The sequence below is a fragment of the Pseudomonas sp. HPB0071 genome (genome assembly GCF_000478505.2).
In the GTDB taxonomy this organism is placed as follows: domain Bacteria; phylum Pseudomonadota; class Gammaproteobacteria; order Pseudomonadales; family Pseudomonadaceae; genus Chryseomonas; species Chryseomonas luteola.
Map to the genome: position 1 here is coordinate 3,626,588 of NZ_KI517367.1, position 17,787 is coordinate 3,644,374.

The following is a 17,787-nucleotide window of genomic DNA, read 5'->3' on the forward strand; positions in this document are numbered from 1 at the left end:
TTCTGGCCTTTTGAAGTGGCTGATTACCTTGCATCAAGGTGATGAGCATTACTCATGTAGATCGGTTGTTGTTGAGTAATCCAGCGCCTTGGGCTGGGTTCCCGCGGCTGCATGGTCTACCATGGCGCCCATTCGTTTAATGGGTGCCGGGAGTCCGGCCATTATGAGGTTACAATGAGCTGCGATTTTCTAGCGCAAGCCCTGCCAGGCGTGCAGAAACTTTCACCTTATGTTCCAGGCAAGCCAGTCGATGAGTTGGCGCGCGAATTGGGACTGGATCCTCAGCGTATCGTCAAGTTGGCGAGCAATGAAAATCCATTAGGCCCGAGTCCCAAGGCAACTGAGGCGATAAGAGCCGAGCTGGCTGAGCTGACACGTTACCCGGATGGCAATGGGTTTGAGCTCAAGCAGAAAATTGCCAGTCGATGCGGCGTCAATATCGATCAGATAGCCTTGGGCAACGGTTCTAACGATATTCTCGAGCTGGTTGCACGCGCTTACCTAGCTCCTGGTCTTAATGCGGTATTTAGCGAGCATGCATTTGCCGTATATCCTCTGGTGACGCAGGCAATTGGTGCCGAAGGTCGTGCAGTTCCCGCCGTGAATTGGGGGCATGATCTGGATGCAATGCTCAAGGCTATCGACGAGCATACGCGAATCGTCTTTTTGGCTAATCCCAATAACCCAACAGGTACCTGGTTTGGTCCACGCGCTTTGGCGGCCTTTCTGAAGGCAGTACCCGAGAATGTGTTGGTGGTGCTTGATGAAGCCTATATTGAGTATGCCGAGGGAGACGAGTTGCCGGATGGTTTGAGCTATCTGGCGGACCACCCCAATCTCATGGTTTCACGTACATTCTCCAAGGCTTATGGCTTGGCCTCGTTACGGGTGGGGTATGCCATTTCTTCAGTGCAGATTGCGGATGTATTGAATCGCGTACGACAGCCATTCAATGTCAACAGCCTTGCCTTGGTTGCAGCATGCGTGGCTATGGATGACGCTGATTACTTGGCTAAAAGTCGTCAGGTCAATGACGAGGGAATGGCTCAGTTTGAACAGAGTTTTCAGCAGCTGGGACTTTCCTGGATTCCTTCCAAGGGAAACTTTATCGCCGTTGATCTCGGGCAGCCGGCCGCGCCTGTTTATCAGGCATTGCTGCAAGAGGGTGTGATTGTCCGTCCGGTCGCTGGATACGGCATGCCAACATTCCTTCGTGTTTCTATTGGTACGAAAGAGGAAAACAGTCGTTTCCTTGAGGCGCTTGCCAAGGTGCTGGCTCGTGGTTGAATCGCAAAAAGTCCCCATGTTTGGTCGTCTCGTCGTAGTAGGACTTGGACTGATTGGCGGCTCGTTTGCCAAGGGCATGAAGGAGAGCGGCCTGTTTCATGAAGTGGTCGGCGTAGATCGGGATAGAGAAACACGGCGTCTAGCGGTTGAGTTAGAGGTTGTTGATAGCGCTGAGGCAGAGCTGGCCGTTGCTTGTCAGAATGCAGACGTTATCCAGTTGGCGGTTCCCATTCTTGCCATGGAACGAGTCCTTGCAGAGCTTGCGGCTCTCGACATCGGCCAGGCTGTGCTGACCGATGTTGGGAGTGCAAAAGGCAGCGTTGCCCGGGCAGCCAGAAAGGCCTTTGCCGGCAAAGCGCTCCGCTTCGTCCCAGGGCATCCAATCGCTGGTTCTGAAAAGAGTGGTGTTACGGCGGCTAATGGTCAGCTATTCAAGCGGCACAAAGTCATTCTTACACCCCTTGATGAGGCGGATGCTGAGGCGCTTGCAAATATTGATCTACTTTGGCGGGCACTGGGTGCTGACGTTGAATACATGACGGTTGACCACCATGATGAGGTGTTGGCTGCAACCAGTCACTTGCCGCATCTGCTGGCTTTTACCCTGGTTGATTCGCTCGCCCAGCGTAGTGAGAATCTTGAGATATTTCGTTATGCCGCTGGTGGCTTTCGAGACTTCACCCGTATCGCTGGCAGTGATCCGGTCATGTGGCACGATATTTTTCTAGCCAACCGGGAAGCCGTACTGCGGACACTGGATACATTTCGTGACGACCTGGATGCATTGCGTCAGGCTGTCATTACACAGGATGGGCATCAGCTGCTGGGTGTCTTTACCCGCGCCCGGGTTGCCCGCGAGCATTTCGGCAAAATACTGGCCCGCCGGGCCTATGTGGACGCTATGCAAACTAAAGATCTTACCTATATCGCCAATCCTGGCGGCTCGTTGTCCGGACGCGTTCGAGTGCCCGGAGATAAGTCCATTTCGCATCGATCAATCATGCTGGGCTCCCTGGCGGATGGAACGACAGAGGTGGAAGGGTTCCTTGAGGGTGAGGATGCCCTCGCTACGCTGCAGGCGTTCCGTGATATGGGGGTCGTCATCAAGGGGCCCACCAATGGTCGTGTAACCATTCATGGTGTGGGATTGCATGGCCTCAAGGCGCCTGCAGGTCCGCTATACCTAGGAAATTCAGGCACCTCAATGCGACTGTTGTCCGGGATTCTTTCCGCTCAGGCATTTGATACCACCCTGACCGGTGATGCCTCGCTCTCCAAGCGCCCCATGAACCGGGTTGCCGATCCATTGCGGGAGATGGGGGCTGTTATCGAAACAGCAGAGCAGGGACGGCCACCGATGACCATTCGCGGCGGACAGAAGCTCAAAGGTATCCATTACGACATGCCCATGGCCAGCGCCCAGGTTAAGTCCTGCCTATTGCTGGCAGGCCTGTATGCCGAAGGGGAGACATCGGTTACTGAGCCTGCTCCGACGCGTGATCACACCGAGCGAATGTTGCAGGGGTTTGGTTATCCGGTGACGGTAGAAGGTAATGTGGCAAGAGTGCGCTCGGGCTCCAGGCTCACTGCCAATCGTATCGAAGTACCTGCAGATATTTCCTCGGCAGCTTTTTTCCTCGTGGCCGGAAGCATTGCGGAAAACTCCGAGTTGGTTCTTGAGCACGTGGGTATCAATCCTACTCGTACCGGGGTCATCGATATCCTGCGCCTGATGGGTGGCGACATTACGCTTGAGAATCAGCGTGAGGTAGGGGGAGAACCTGTAGCTGATCTGCGCGTCCGTTCAGCTACGTTGAAGGGAATCGAAATACCGGAAGCGTTGGTGCCGCTGGCAATTGATGAGTTCCCGGTTCTGTTTGTTGCCGCCAGTTGTGCTCAGGGGCGTACCGTTCTGCGAGGCGCAGAAGAGCTACGTGTCAAGGAGTCTGACCGTATTCAGGTCATGGCCGATGGTTTGAAAGTACTGGGTGTAAGTGCTACTCCTACGCCTGATGGAATCGTGATCGAGGGCGGCTCCATGGGTGGCGGAGAAGTGGAAAGTCATGGTGATCATCGCATCGCAATGGCGTTTAGTGTGGCCTCGCTGCGAGCGAGCGCACCGATACGAATCCGTGATTGTGCAAATGTTGCAACTTCCTTTCCCGGCTTTCTTGAACTGGCAGCTAAAGCTGGGATTCGTGTGAAAGAAGAGGCTTCCGTATGATGAGTACCGCTCCGGTTATTACAGTCGATGGGCCTGGAGGCTCTGGGAAGGGCACTATCGCGGCACTTCTTTCCCGCCGTCTGGGCTGGAATCTACTGGACTCCGGAGCGCTTTATCGCCTGCTGGCCTTCGCAGCGCGCAACCATGGCGTTGACCTGACGAATGAGGAGTCACTCAAGGCGTTGGCGGCGTATCTGGACGTACAATTCCAGGCTGGGCATGAGCATGGTCAGCGCATTGTCCTAGAGGGGGAGGATGTTACCGACTTCATTCGAACCGAAGATATTGGGGCAGGCGCTTCACAGGTGGCGATCCTGCCGGCTGTACGTGAAGCGTTGTTGCAGCGACAGAAAGCCTTTCGCGAGGCGCCTGGCCTTATTGCGGATGGTCGGGATATGGGAACCGTAGTTTTCCCAGATGCGGAATTAAAGATATTTCTGACCGCTAGCGCCGAAGAACGCGCCAGACGGCGCTATCTTCAGTTGAAGAAAAAGGGCGAAAGTGTTAATTTGCCGGGTCTCCTCGAAGAGATTCGTGAGCGCGACGAGCGTGATACTCAGCGCACCGTCGCCCCACTCAAGCCGGCAGATGATGCCATTGTCCTGGATTCGACGAATCTCTCGATTGAACAAGTGCTCGACCACATCCTTGCATTGGCTGCCGAGCGTGACCTGGCAGGATGACAGCCAGATTATCCTATCTTGGGATATTTGGTGAAGGCAGGCAGGAACCAGTCTCAACCTGTCTGCTGGATATTGATAACGAACCCCGCATTGGCTGGTGATGCGGTAGATCGGGTGCATCGTGTACCCAACATTACAGGTATAAACATGAGCGAAAGCTTCGCAGAACTCTTTGAAGAAAGTCTGAAATCCCTCGACATGCAACCGGGTGCCATCATCACAGGTACTGTGGTTTCCATCGATGGTGACTGGGTAGTTGTCGACACTGGCCTGAAATCTGAGGGTCTTGTTCCGCTCGAGCAGTTCTACAACGAACAAGGCGAGCTGACCATCAACGTGGGCGATGAAGTCCATGTGGCTCTCGATGCCGTGGAAGACGGTTTCGGCGAAACCAAAGTGTCTCGCGAGAAAGCCAAGCGCGCTGAGTCCTGGTTGGTCCTGGAAGCTGCGTTCAACGCTGACGAAGTGGTTAAGGGTGTTATCAACGGTAAGGTCAAGGGTGGTTTCACTGTTGACGTTAGCGGCATCCGCGCTTTCCTGCCAGGCTCCCTGGTTGATGTCCGTCCTGTGCGTGACACTGCCCACCTGGAAGGCAAAGAGCTAGAGTTCAAGGTCATCAAGCTTGACCAGAAGCGCAACAACGTTGTTGTTTCTCGCCGTAGCGTTCTTGAGGCTGAGAACAGTGCCGAGCGTGAAGCGCTGTTGGAGTCCTTGCAGGAAGGTCAGCAGGTTCGCGGTATCGTCAAGAACCTCACCGACTACGGTGCGTTCGTTGATCTGGGCGGCGTAGATGGCCTGCTCCACATCACTGACATGGCGTGGAAGCGTATCAAGCATCCTTCCGAGATCGTTAATGTTGGTGACGAGATCGACGTTAAGGTTCTGAAGTTTGATCGCGAGCGTAACCGCGTATCCCTGGGCCTGAAGCAGCTGGGCGAAGACCCATGGGTTGCTATCAAGGCGCGTTACCCAGAAGGTACACGTGTTCAGGCTCGTGTTACCAACCTGACTGATTACGGCTGCTTCGCTGAGCTGGAAGAAGGCGTTGAAGGTCTGGTACACGTATCCGAAATGGATTGGACCAACAAAAACATCCACCCGTCCAAAGTCGTACAGGTTGGCGACGAAGTGGAAGTTATGGTTCTGGATATTGACGAAGAGCGTCGTCGTATCTCTCTGGGTATCAAGCAGTGCCGTCCGAACCCATGGGAAGAGTTCTCCGGTCAGTTCAATAAGGGCGATCGTATCTCCGGTACTATCAAGTCCATTACTGACTTCGGTATCTTCATTGGTCTGGATGGTGGCATAGACGGTCTGGTTCACCTGTCCGATATTTCTTGGAACGAGCCGGGCGAAGAAGCCGTACGCCGCTTCAAGAAGGGTGATGAGCTGGATACCGTTATCCTGTCCGTTGATCCTGAGCGTGAGCGCATTTCTCTGGGCATCAAGCAGTTGGAAGACGATCCGTTCTCCAGCTACGCTGCTCTGAACGAGAAGGGCACCATCGTTCGTGGTACTGTGAAGGAAGTTGACGCCAAGGGCGCCATCATCACTCTGGGCCATGAGATCGAAGGCGTTCTGAAGGCTTCTGAAATCAGCCGTGATCGCGTTGAAGATGCGCGTAACGTTCTGAAGGAAGGCGACGAAGTTGAAGCCAAGATCATCAGCATCGATCGTAAGAGCCGCGTGATCAGCCTTTCCGTCAAGTCTAAGGATGTTGACGATGAGAAGGAAGCGATGACGTCCCTGCGTAACAAGCAGGAGCCGAGCGCAGGCCCGACTACTATCGGTGACCTGATCAAGGCGCAGATGGAAAACCAGGGTTAATCACCTTAGGTTTTCTAAGAAAGGGGTGGCTTAGGCCACCCTTTTTTATTGCCTAAAAAAAGCTTCTCAGATCTAAGGAGTTATATGTTTAGCGTCAAATAAATTTACAGCCTTTTGCTGGGTATATGCTTTTCAAAGCCAAGCGGTCATGCTAAAAGAGTTAAAAAATGATCTAGCCGCTTGAAAAAGAAGGAAAATTCCATGACCAAGTCGGAGTTGATCGAACGTATCGTTTCGGAGCAAGGGCAGCTGTCAGCTCGCGATGTTGAGCTGGCTATCAAGACAATGCTTGAGCAAATGGCCCAAGCGCTCTCAACCGGAGATCGTATTGAAATACGAGGCTTCGGCAGCTTCTCTTTGCATTATCGTTCACCTCGTACAGGGCGAAACCCTAAAACAGGAGAGTCTGTAACGTTGGATGGGAAATATGTTCCGCATTTTAAGCCAGGTAAAGAGTTGCGAGATCGTGTCAATGAGCTGGAGTAATCTTGGTAGCGTTAAAGCTTGATGGGGTGGACGGGTGGACCATATCGCAATGTTCCATGCGGATAAAGAGACGCAAGATTTGTCCGCCTTATATCTGTAAGTTGTTTAGTGCTCAAATGTGACACGGCAGACGGGGTACATCATGTTGTCAGTTGCTTTAGGGTGCGGAATTTATATCGCGAGTGTCTGGCCTTGGCTCCTTATTTATAGTCTTCGAATCGCATTGGCGCGGAATACTATGAGTTCTAAATTTTAAAGATTCTGAGTCCAAGCGAACAATTTGTATCTAATTGCAAAGACGGTGTGCAGCGAGCCATTCTAGGATTTTTGCCATGGTGCGCTGATGTATCACCTTATTCTATTATTAACTAATAACTTTACTAAACAATGTTGCTAATTGGCTACAGCTCTCATCAAGATTTTTAACTATCTATCCAAGACTAGATTGAGGCTGATTTTATCGATTTTTTATCGTCTTGGAGAGATTCTTGAGGTTTGGTGGTAAGCGGGACTGTTGCAAAATTTGAGCACTCCGCTAGGGCGATGAATAGGCATATTATTATTTTATAAGGCTTAGTTTATTTTGCGGGAGGTAAAAATTTTACCTGTAATATCTGGTAGTGAATGCAGAATATGTACTTTAGCTTTTAATAAAGGATGTATTGGGATTGTTTTAAGTAAGTGTAGTTTTGTTTAAGATGTTTTGCATGAATATCTTGTTTTTAAAATAAAAAGGTAGATATGAAGCTTGTGTCTTGGGTGTTTAGGTCCTGGTTATAGATTATATGATTTAAGTTAATATAAATATAAGCAGCGATTTTTTTTAATGTCTTTTTATTTGATGGCTTTTGATTTATTTATATGCCGTTGATTGCATGCGTAAGCTGATATGAATCATAAATCTTTGCTCTTTTTTAAGTGATAACTTGGCTTCTTGTTCTCGATCATTAGTTTGTTTCAAGCTGAGAATATTTTATTTTCACTGATTCATGATTATCTTTTTATCTAATTTCCGAAAGATGAGTTTTACAAAGTAGAATTCATTAAGGAAAATGGATCGAGTAGTAATCCGTTTCGCCAGTTTAATTAAAGCAGGTGTGCCGATTTTCATAAGTACCAAGAATTTTATAATTTTCTTCAGGATCATTTTTCTCGCAAAGCATCCTGCTTGATAAGAAGATAATGTATTGGGCCGAAACGCTCTTTATATGGTGATAGGGTTGACGTGTAATTCTTTAAGAACCTAGGCTGGCTTGAATATTTGCCAATTTCCTCCAGGGCTATAAGGAGCTTCTGTTTTATAATTTCGGTCTGCTTGTCTTCAGATTCATGGGTGTCCGCTTTCCAGAGTTGCTGTTAGGAATTCAATTATTTTCTTTTTTGAAGGCTGCGAGCTCTATTTTTTCATTCTGTCTACGCTCTGTCTGAAAAATCGGTTTGCTACTCTGTGATGTCTTTTCTAGGCGGAGATCAGAGATGACAGGGCGCTACGAGTTGGACGATCAATCATGGGAGCGGATCAGCGATCTGATTTCTTACAGGCAGCAACGGGGGCGGCATCGCAAGGATGATCGCCTGATGCTTAATGGCATCTTTTGGGTACTATGTTCAGGAGCTAAGTGGCGTGATTTGCCCGATCGCTTTGGAGCCTGGCAAACGGTCTATCACCGTTTCCGTACCTGGCGAGACCGCTCTTTATTTACGGCCCTGCTCAAACGGCTTCATTTAAGCTTGAGGCAGGACGGTCGTATTGGCCTCAACACCTGGATGGTTGACTCAAGCTCCATCCGTGCAACGCGTGCGGCTTCGGGTGCCGCTAAAAAAGGGGTGACCAAACGCTGGGACGCAGCCACGGTGGCCTGACCAGCAAGCTCCATCTGGTGTGATACACAAGGCATCCCCTTAAGCTTAACGGTTTCGCCTGGACATCACTCCGATAGCCGCTACTTTTCAACTGTCTTGGACAAGGTTTGCCTGCCGTCTTCACTAGGTCGACCGATCAAACGGTGCCGTACGGTTCTGGCTGACAAGGGTTATGACAGCGAGGCGCTGCGTCAGTACTGTGATCGCTTCAGGATCAAGCCCATCATCCCGTTACGCCAGATGCATTGTCGTCCCAAGAAAGGCCTGCCCAGACTCTTTGACCGACCGGCCTATTGCAAACGCAATGCGATTGAAAGGCTCTTTAGCTGGCTTAAGGAGCATCGCCGATTAGCCACCCGTTTCGAGAAACTCACCAGCAGCTTCGAAGCCATGATTTCTCTAGCCTGCATACGGATTTGCTTGAGAAAATCTTTTTCAGACAGAACCTAGTAGAGGCATTGATGGCGCGGCTATCATTTTTTATCTTTTTCTAGATAAGGCGTGTTTTCATAAATCTAGCGGTCTGTTCGCAATTAAATTATTAAGCTCCGCCTATTTCAATAAATTTTTTAGTAAATAAAGTCACCAAGAAGCCCATTTTTTGTACAGCAGTACATAAATGTCTTGAGTTCCAGTGTCCAATTTTTTCAGGGTTTTGGCTATTGCTAGGTAGAATTCATTCAGAAACTAATTATATCATAGGTGGCTGCATGCCTTTTAATGTACTGGTTATAACTTGAATAAGTCAGTTCGCTTATGGACCTGGCTACAATAATAAGCGAAATATTAGAACTGTACTGCTTTAGCGTGCATAAGGGTTCGGCTAGGGAGCTCCTTTTCTACAGAGGAAAAATGTTCACAAGACAGCAGCAGTTGATCCTTTTCACTGCTAGCTCTACTTAATCACTGTTTGATTTTGGCTTCTATACGCGCTTTGCAGAACGCTTTGGGGCAGCCATAGACAATGACATCGCCAAGTCTAACGCATTACCGCCTCGTATCGTTTGAAAGTCGCCACCAGCTATATTTACAGGATAAATCATGTTTTCGAACGTGCCGCTCAGCTCCAATTGTTGGAAGCAGCTCTGAAGGTGAGAGCTGCCAGTTTTATCCATTCCAATATGAATAAATGTATTTTTGAATTTCATATCAGGCCTCTATAAAATGCGGCACGCTTCCAGCCGAAAAACACGTTCCCGCCAAACGGGCGTGAATACATAAGCTGCCTAAATTCGTCTACTTGGTGACCGTCTAGATCCTGAGCGAGGCTTTCAACATCGCGGGCGATAAACATCCCTCGATAAAGCCCGTCAAGCTTTATCAGTGGCATGCCAATATGATGCAGAAAGATATTATTTTGATGAATCTGTGAGCCTCTGGAGAATGTTTCGACAAAGTGGGCTATCGCTTCTATACAGATGGTTTTATAAACGTCATCGTATGTTAGGTCTACATCTTCCAAATGCTTATAAACAAAGCCTGCTAAGGATCTAGTAGACATAACGAAGTTCATCCCAAAATCTTCAATCTCATTGCTTTTAACGTCTTTGCCCCATAAGCGCATCAGCTTATGGTTGCTATAAAGATATTTTTTTGTAAGCCCTTTTACCATGATACCTGAAGAATACGTGGGCCAGGGTAAAAGCTCGGATGCTCTGGATAGCGTAACCAGGCTGTCGATTAGGTCTGTGTGAGTTTCTAGGACTTTGGCAATACGTGTTGAGTCGTACAGCGCCTTGAACTGATCAGGTGACGTCACCACTCGCTTTAATGTCTTGGAAAGCACCATTTCCCCGCGCTTGATGACATCTGGTCGTACATCGGTCAGCTCGTAGTTCTTCCAATAATTTTGAAATACTTCGTTATTGAGTATCTTTTTATCAAGGGCTATACAGAATGAGCCAAGATGATGCTCTATTTCAAAGTTTTCAGTTGCACCCAGTGCTTCTATTTTGCTCTCAAACATTTCCTCCAAGAATTTATCGATGTGCTTGGAGCTGAAAAATATGCTGTCATTGATCATAAGAAGGCGAGGGCAGTCTTTCTGCATGCCTCTCCTGAAAAGGTGCTCAAAACCAGTTTTATAACTGCCGAAGTCCCGGCCGTAGTTATGCTTGTCAATGTAGCAATCAATGATGTCTTTGTGCTTTTCTATACTGGTTAGTTTTAGTGTGTTAACACAGATCGTATATATGCCTTGTTTCTTCGCGCTTTGAAGAAGGCCAATGACGTCATTTCTTAGAATGCCTTTCTCGTATAGTGCGAGGAGCATTATTTTTTGCCCTTCATAAGGCTTGTCTAAAATAATTTGTTCTTTGAATTTTTTTGACTTTTTCCAGTTCTGATACGATTGAAGCTTTAAGTAGTTATTTGCTGCTTGAAATACCAGCGTGTTTAAAATTTTGCTTAAGAGTCGCATTTAATACATCCGTCCTGGTTGACTGCTGTATAGCCTAATATTTATAGAAATTATGTTAACTGATAATGAGCAGGGTTTTTCTGCTAGAGGCATGGCATTCATTCAGCTGAAATATGCTTCTGTAACATCTTTTGCAGATCTAATCATCTTTACTGTTCCATGCTCCAACCAGATGGCACGGTTGCATACTTTTTCAATTAGCTCCCGCGAATACCTGGCTATGACCAGAATCTTGTTGGCGCTGATTATTTCCTTGATTCTTGCCTCCCCTTATGTTAGAGGTCTTCGTCCTCTGCCGAAAGCCATTCATCCATGAGCAGAATTTCCGGCCTAAATATTGCCGAAGGCCAGTCCCATGGTGCCGGTCATCACGCCCATACTAATTGTTAACCAGAATGGACCTAGCGCAGATCTCTTGTAGCGCTGTCTTACAGCCTGCCATCCTAGAAGGCCGATAGGTGATGAACATTTAATCGATGAATAGATATCGTTGAGTGCTGAAGAATTGTCTAGATGCATTGAGTTAGTACCATCCTCATTATTGGGCATGAGTTTTGTGACCGAGAGACCAGTTAAGATTGTTCCTAGCAAACTCTGTTACTGGAGTTATCAAACAAATATAGATGTTTAGCTTACAGCATCACTTGATTGGAAGCCGGTCTAGTGTCGCACCAACTGGCTGGACGGCAGAGCATCTATTAGGCGCAGATAGTGAAAAGGTGCGAGCAAAAACAAAAAAACGTGTCGCAGTTCTCACTAGCAAGGTGTCGGTCACCCTTTTTAAATAATTTTCTTGCCGGACTTTGGTTAGTCTCTCCAATCTTCAGACTTGCTTTTCATCATTAGTAAGAAAACCTGATAGTTCATACCCCTCCTCGGTTATGGCTGATGGGTTGCGCTTGTTAGCTTCGAGCCGGTCATGGCTTTTACGGCTGGCTTTGCTCGGAACAATTCACGCTTTTCTCTATCAAAGGGCAGCAATACAGATATGGCCCGGGCATTAGGGTGGACGGAAAATTTAGGTCAGGATGATGCTGAGAGTAATAGTTGCGGTCGTTGTTACGTATCATCCCGACATGGTAGCCCTCTGCAGGCAGCTGAAGCTAATTGCTCGTCAAGTTCATGCTGTCATGCTTGTGGATAATGCATCGCTTGGCGTCGAGGAAATCGATGAACTTTCTGAAATCGCGCAAGTTCATCAATGTGAGAGCAATGTAGGTATTGCCAAGGCTCAGAATATCGGTATTCAAAAAGCAATAGTGGCAGGCGCTGACGGGATTATTTTTTTCGATCAGGACAGCGTGGTGCCTGAAGGTATGATCGCTTCGCTTAGCCAAGAGTTCGATAGGCTATCGGTTAGACATCGAGTTGGCGCTGTCGGTCCAATTTATCGGGACTCCGAGCTTGGTTTCTACTATCCCGTTATTCGGATCGATAAATTAGGTTTGGTGCGGAAAATCATTCCATCAAGCGCCTCTGAACCTATACAGGTATCTTGTTGTATTTCTTCAGGCACTTTGGTCCCTGTTCATGTTCTGAATGATGTGGGTTTATTACAGCAGGCACTGTTTATTGATTATGTTGATACGGAGTGGTGCCTGCGTGCCGTCGCGAAGGGGTACGAGATTTTTGTAGTCCCCGATGCCCTGATGGAGCACAAAATTGGGGACGACACCTTGTCCTTTGGTCGCTGGAAAGTGCCTGTCCATTCACCGTTCCGCCGTTATTACCGTCTACGTAATGTTTTTATCCTTGCGGGGCTGAAGCATATTCCCATCCTTTTAATTGTTAAGGAAGGAGTGCAAGGGATATGCCACCAACTAATACTTGTTGCAACGCAAAAAGGCAGTCGGCTCGCCTATGCCAGGGCGGGAGTCAAAGGGCTGCTCGATGGCCTGAAATTATGTGCAAGTAGGCGGTTTGTAAATGATGCTTAGGCGGCCGCGGTTCGCCGTGGCGCTTGCGGCTTACAACGGCATGCTTTGGATTGACGACCAGCTCTCCAGTATTCTCGAGCAGCGGAGTGTAGATGTCGTCGTATTTATCAGTGTCGACATCTCGTCTGATGAAACATATGAGCATGTACTTTCGCTTGCCTCTAAAAATTCTCGCATATGTGTTTTGCCACAGATCGAGCGGTTTGGTGGGGCAGCCAAGAACTTCTATCGCTTGATACGCGATATAGACATTTCTGGATTTGACTATCTAGCCTTGGCTGACCAAGACGATATCTGGCTTGAGAATAAATTGATTAGAGCTCACCAAGTACTGATCGAACGGCAAGCTGAGGTCTATTCGGGTAATGTCATGGCATTTTGGGAGGATGGTCGGCAACGTCTCCTGGATAAGGCGCAGCCAATGCGCGCTTATGATTATCTTTTTGAGGCGGCTGGTCCCGGATGTTCCTACGTGATGGGTAGGGCCTTTGCTCAGCGTTTACAAGCGTTCATGGAAGAAAATTGGTCGGCTGTCAATGAGGTCGCGCTTCATGATTGGCTCATTTACGCGTATGGTCGTAGCTCTGAGGCGCAATGGTATATCGATCCGTGGCCTTCTGTTCTGTACAGACAGCATGGAGGTAATGTTGTGGGAGCCAATGTAGGTGTCCGCTCAGCCTTGAGCCGAATCAGGCGCATAAAAGGTGGGTGGTACCGAGACGAGTCGCGGAAGATCATCCGCTGTCTTGGTCTAGAAGATACCCCGGGTATCGCCCATATCATCTTAAAGAAAGAACGTTTAAGCGCGATTCGTTTGCTGGTTGAGGTCAATAAGACCAGGCGGAAGCTAACGGATCGGATCGCTTTAGCTCTCTTCATATTGCTAGGGCTGTACCGGTAGATGGCTAGAGTTCTGGTAACCGGGGCAGCCGGTTTTGTAGGCTCTAATCTTGTCTCGGCGTTAAATCAGCAGGGACATGAGGTTGTGGCGATGTCTCGTATGACAATCGAGACTGCAAGCGATCTTGTACAGCCCTGTCAAGCAGATTTTACAAGTCTGGATGCTAGTGCTTTTCGACGCCACCGTGTCGAGAGTGTCGTCCATTGCGCTGCTAAGGTTCATGCCATGCACGAAAAGCCAGGGCAGGGGCTGGGTGAGTACCAGCGGGTAAATGTCGACGGAACGATGAAGCTTGCGCGTCTGGCGGCTGCCCATGGGGTGCGTCGGTTTGTCTTTGTCAGCTCGGTAAAGGTCAACGGTGACGAGACGGTACCCGAACAACCTTTTTCTCCCTTAGACGCACCCCAGCCTTCCGATGCCTATGCCATTTCAAAATGGACTGCCGAACAGCAGCTCATGGAGCTGGCAAGAAATGGAGTAATGGAGGTCACCATTATTCGTCCGGTACTGGTATATGGGCCAGGCGTAAAAGCCAATTTTCTTACTATGCTACGTTGGTTAGACAAAGGCATTCCATTGCCGTTGGGTGCTATCGATAATCGTCGCAGCCTGGTTTCGGTCAACAACTTGGTGGATTTCATTTCAACATGCCTTTTTCATCCGGCTGCTGCCGGTCAGACCTTTATGGTGAGTGATGGAGAAGACCTTTCTACTACTGAGCTGCTTAAGCGCCTAGCCCGATTTTTAGAGCGTCCCATAAGGTTGATTCCTGTACCTCGAGGATTGGTAGAGGTTGGTGCAACCCTTCTTGGGAAGGGTGCGTTATCTCAGCGAGTGTGCCGTTCCCTGCAAGTCGATATTTCCAAGAACCTTGATATCACCGGTTGGCGGCCGCCTGTAGCTGTGAACGATGCTCTCCAAGCTACTGCAATTGATTTTTTGAGAAGCAAGGAAAGCTGATGACGCTATTTTTGGCTGTCTGCACGGTCGTCGCGTCTTGGGCTATGACACACTACGTTCGGCGTTATGCGTTAAAGGGACATCTTATGGATATTCCTAGTGTGCGCAGCTCTCACTCTATTCCTACGCCCCGGGGTGGTGGCTTAGCTATAGTTATCGTGTTTTCTATCGCCACCTTGGTCTGGCAATTTATTGGCGCCAATCTCTATTGGACGGATCTTGTCGCGTTGCTCGGTGCGGCATGTGGCGTTGCTCTAATTGGTTTTATTGATGACCATGGTCATATTCCGGCCAGGTGGAGGCTGCTCGGGCATTTTGCTTGCGCTGCTTGGGGGCTCTGGTGGTTGCAAGGATTTCCAACGGTCATGATTAATAATACGGCTATTAATTTTGGCTGGTTGGGCAACGCGTTTGCGTTGTTTTATCTGGTCTGGCTGCTTAATCTCTATAATTTCATGGATGGGATCGATGGCATTGCAAGTGTCGAGGCGATTTGCGTAGGAGCAGGCGGTGCCGCTCTATTCTGGATTACCGGACACGGTGCCATTGCATGGCTCCCGTTGCTGTTAGTGGCTGCCGTCTTAGGCTTTTTGATTCTAAATTTTCCGCCCGCTAGAATTTTCATGGGGGACGCGGGCAGTGGGTTTTTAGGAATCATTTTAGGATGTCTTTCTATCCTGGCTGCACGGCTTGATCCGGCTTTTTTTGTGGCATGGATTATCTTATTAGGTGTATTTGTGACGGATGCTTCCTTTACGCTGTTTCGTCGCTTGCTTAGAGGCGAAAAGGTTTATGAGGCTCATAGAAGTCACGCATACCAATCTGCTGCGCGCTTTCACAATGGGCATCGCCCCGTCACGTTGGCCGTTCTGTTAATCAATACTATTTTGCTTATACCTACGGCACTTTTGGTTGGTACAGGTTATCTATCGGGAGTTATAGGCGTGGCTGTTGCCTACGTTCCCTTGATCTATCTTGCCGTTCGTTATGAGGCAGGAAGGCCGGAAAGCTCTCGATAGATCATATTGGTAGGATTGGTGAAGGATTTGAGGGAGCTGTAGTTATGCTACGCGAGCGATTAGTCAGCCTAAGTCGTCGTAAAAAGCGTATTGTTCAAATAGCTGCAGATCTGATTCTGATCTGGGTCGCCTTATGGCTCGCCTTCTTCATACGTCTCGGAACCTCTGAAAGTATCGAGCCCTTTAGTGGTCACGCCTGGCTGTTTGCTTCGGCTCCAGTAATATGTATTCCACTGTTCATCCGCTTTGGTATGTACCGTGCAGTCATGCGTTACTTGGGGTATGACGCAATGATGGCTATTGCCAAAGCTGTTACGCTTTCGGTGTTAGTGTTGTCCCTAGTGATCTACTGGTATCAGGACAAGCCCGAGATTGTTCCAAGGTCGATGATCTTCAACTTCTGGTGGTTGAGCTTGTTCATGATTGGCGGGCTACGCTTGGCCATTAGACAGTACTTTCTCGGCGATTGGTATGCGGCATTGACCAGTGTTCCCTTTATGCGCCAGCAGACTGGACTGCCTAGGGTCGCGATTTATGGGGCTGGCTCGGCTGGTAATCAGTTAGTCGCTGCGCTCCGTGCGGGGCGTGCAATGCGACCTGTTGCGTTCATCGATGACGACAAGAGTATTGCCTGTCGTGTTATTGCTGGACTTAAAGTTTACCGCCCTAAACATATTCAGCAGATGCTCAATGAAACCGGGGCGGAAGAGGTATTGTTAGCTATCCCTTCATCTTCACGTGCTCGCCGGCGTGAGGTATTGGCTCAGCTGGAACCTTACCCTTTGCATGTTCGTACTGTTCCGGGTATTACCGATCTGGCTAGCGGCAAAGTCAAGGTCGAGGATATTCAGGAAGTTGATATTGCAGACTTGCTTGGACGGGACCAGGTTGCACCGAACCAGGCGCTTTTTGAGCGTTGTATTCGCGGTAAGGTTGTTTTAGTCACCGGAGCGGGTGGATCGATTGGCTCCGAACTATGCCGCCAGATTATGGGCCAGGGTCCATTAGGGCTAATTCTATTTGATCACTCAGAGTTTAATCTCTATAGCATTCATCAGGAGTTGGCGGGCGCTATAGAGCGCGAATCCTTGCCCATTTCTCTGGTTCCGATTCTAGGATCGGTGCGTAACAACAAACACTTGCTGCACATTTTGAGGTCATGGAAAGTCAATACTATTTATCATGCCGCTGCGTACAAGCATGTTCCTATAGTTGAGCACAATATTGTCGAAGGCGTGCTGAACAATGTATTTGGTACCGTTAATACTGCCGAGGCGGCCATTCAGGCAGGTATCGAGCACTTTGTTTTAGTCTCCACGGATAAGGCTGTACGACCGACGAATGTGATGGGGAGTAGCAAGCGGCTTGCAGAAATGGTGCTACAGGCCTTGAGTCAAGAATCTGCTCCAACGCTGTTTGGTGAGCAAGGTGGAATTCATCGTGTCAATAAGACGCGCTTTACCATGGTTCGTTTCGGTAACGTCTTGGGATCCTCTGGCTCTGTAATACCGCTGTTTCGCGCTCAGATTCGCAAGGGCGGTCCGGTAACCGTGACGCATCCTGGCATTACTCGTTTTTTCATGACCATTCCCGAGGCGGCTCAGCTCGTCATTCAGGCGGGGTCCATGGGTGCGGGAGGGGATGTATTCGTACTTGATATGGGTGAGCCAGTCAAGATCGTGGAGCTGGCGGAAAAGATGATCAACCTCTCGGGCATGACAGTCCGTTCGGAGAAAAATCCCCACGGAGATATTGCCATTGAGTTCACTGGTCTGCGCCCGGGGGAGAAGCTCTACGAGGAGCTGTTGATTGGTGACAACGTCTTGCCTACAGAGCATCCAATGATCATGCGGGCCAGTGAGGATTTCGTGTCTTGGGATGCCTTCAAGCTAGTGCTGGCTGATCTAAAGTCAGCGGTGCAGGCAGATGATTATTCTCGCATTAGGCAGCTATTGCGCGAAACCGTAGTGGGATATGTACCGCAGGGCGAAATCGTCGATTGGTTATACGTACAAAGCCGTCGGGACAGATAATAAGTAGCTCGTGTTAACCATCCTTTCGCCTTTATTAAGCAGTAAAATAGAATATAGATCAGCGTAGATGCAATTAAGAATCTTTCAGAGAAATTTTTGATGATGAGCACATTGAGTTAAGTTTTTCTTTCTTCGTGGAAACTTTTCT

At 48.8% G+C, this 17,787-nt stretch carries 12 protein-coding genes and 1 pseudogene; 11 read left to right on the forward strand and 2 right to left on the reverse strand.

Going from position 1 to position 17,787, the window contains the following annotated elements:
- The first annotated feature begins 174 nt into the window (after positions 1 to 174).
- The 6 genes and pseudogenes from hisC (at position 175) to HMPREF1487_RS26845 (ending at position 8,820) form a co-directional block, all read left to right on the forward strand.
- On the forward strand, positions 175 to 1,287 hold the full coding sequence (gene hisC, locus HMPREF1487_RS16900; RefSeq protein ID WP_010797899.1) for a histidinol-phosphate transaminase: 1,113 nt from the start codon (positions 175 to 177) through the stop codon (positions 1,285 to 1,287).
- A gap of 16 nt (positions 1,288 to 1,303) precedes the next feature.
- Positions 1,304 to 3,511 (forward strand): bifunctional prephenate dehydrogenase/3-phosphoshikimate 1-carboxyvinyltransferase, encoded by a 2,208-nt coding sequence (locus HMPREF1487_RS16905; protein ID WP_037030159.1) that lies wholly within the window; start codon positions 1,304 to 1,306, stop codon positions 3,509 to 3,511.
- Positions 3,508 to 4,194 carry a (d)CMP kinase gene (gene cmk, locus HMPREF1487_RS16910; RefSeq protein WP_010797901.1) on the forward strand — a complete coding sequence of 229 codons (687 nt, stop codon included), beginning with the start codon at positions 3,508 to 3,510 and terminating at the stop codon, positions 4,192 to 4,194. Before HMPREF1487_RS16905 ends, cmk begins: the two co-directional genes overlap by 4 nt.
- A gap of 147 nt (positions 4,195 to 4,341) precedes the next feature.
- Positions 4,342 to 6,021, forward strand: a complete 1,680-nt coding sequence (rpsA, locus tag HMPREF1487_RS16915) for a 30S ribosomal protein S1 (protein WP_010797902.1) — start codon at positions 4,342 to 4,344, stop codon at positions 6,019 to 6,021.
- A gap of 201 nt (positions 6,022 to 6,222) precedes the next feature.
- A complete protein-coding gene (gene ihfB, locus HMPREF1487_RS16920) occupies positions 6,223 to 6,507 on the forward strand; it encodes an integration host factor subunit beta (protein ID WP_010797903.1) in 285 nt (94 codons plus the stop codon).
- Positions 6,508 to 7,983: 1,476 nt separating this feature from the next.
- Positions 7,984 to 8,820, forward strand: a pseudogene (locus tag HMPREF1487_RS26845) (IS5 family transposase).
- A 473-nt stretch (positions 8,821 to 9,293) separates the two neighbouring features.
- Here HMPREF1487_RS26845 and HMPREF1487_RS16930 read toward each other — a convergent pair.
- Entirely contained in the window at positions 9,294 to 9,518 is a 225-nt protein-coding gene (locus HMPREF1487_RS16930; protein WP_010797905.1) for a hypothetical protein, read from the reverse strand.
- On the reverse strand, positions 9,515 to 10,789 hold the full coding sequence (locus tag HMPREF1487_RS16935; RefSeq protein ID WP_010797906.1) for a rhamnan synthesis F family protein: 1,275 nt from the start codon (positions 10,787 to 10,789) through the stop codon (positions 9,515 to 9,517). Before HMPREF1487_RS16935 ends, HMPREF1487_RS16930 begins: the two co-directional genes overlap by 4 nt.
- A 1,031-nt stretch (positions 10,790 to 11,820) precedes the next feature.
- Between HMPREF1487_RS16935 and HMPREF1487_RS16945 the strand changes: the two genes are divergently transcribed.
- Genes HMPREF1487_RS16945 through HMPREF1487_RS16965 form a run of 5 tightly spaced genes read left to right on the forward strand, consistent with a single transcriptional unit; the run spans position 11,821 to position 17,639 of the window.
- Positions 11,821 to 12,726 (forward strand): glycosyltransferase family 2 protein, encoded by a 906-nt coding sequence (locus HMPREF1487_RS16945; RefSeq protein ID WP_010797908.1) that lies wholly within the window; start codon positions 11,821 to 11,823, stop codon positions 12,724 to 12,726.
- Positions 12,716 to 13,627, forward strand: coding sequence for a glycosyltransferase (locus HMPREF1487_RS16950; RefSeq protein WP_010797909.1), 912 nt, complete (start codon positions 12,716 to 12,718; stop codon positions 13,625 to 13,627). Before HMPREF1487_RS16945 ends, HMPREF1487_RS16950 begins: the two co-directional genes overlap by 11 nt.
- Positions 13,628 to 14,587 carry a UDP-glucose 4-epimerase family protein gene (locus HMPREF1487_RS16955; RefSeq protein WP_010797910.1) on the forward strand — a complete coding sequence of 320 codons (960 nt, stop codon included), beginning with the start codon at positions 13,628 to 13,630 and terminating at the stop codon, positions 14,585 to 14,587.
- On the forward strand, positions 14,587 to 15,606 hold the full coding sequence (locus HMPREF1487_RS16960) for an MraY family glycosyltransferase (protein WP_010797911.1): 1,020 nt from the start codon (positions 14,587 to 14,589) through the stop codon (positions 15,604 to 15,606). The genes HMPREF1487_RS16955 and HMPREF1487_RS16960 overlap by 1 nt, the downstream gene beginning before the upstream one ends.
- A gap of 44 nt (positions 15,607 to 15,650) precedes the next feature.
- Positions 15,651 to 17,639 carry a polysaccharide biosynthesis protein gene (locus tag HMPREF1487_RS16965; protein ID WP_010797912.1) on the forward strand — a complete coding sequence of 663 codons (1,989 nt, stop codon included), beginning with the start codon at positions 15,651 to 15,653 and terminating at the stop codon, positions 17,637 to 17,639.
- Positions 17,640 to 17,787: the final 148 nt, after the last annotated feature.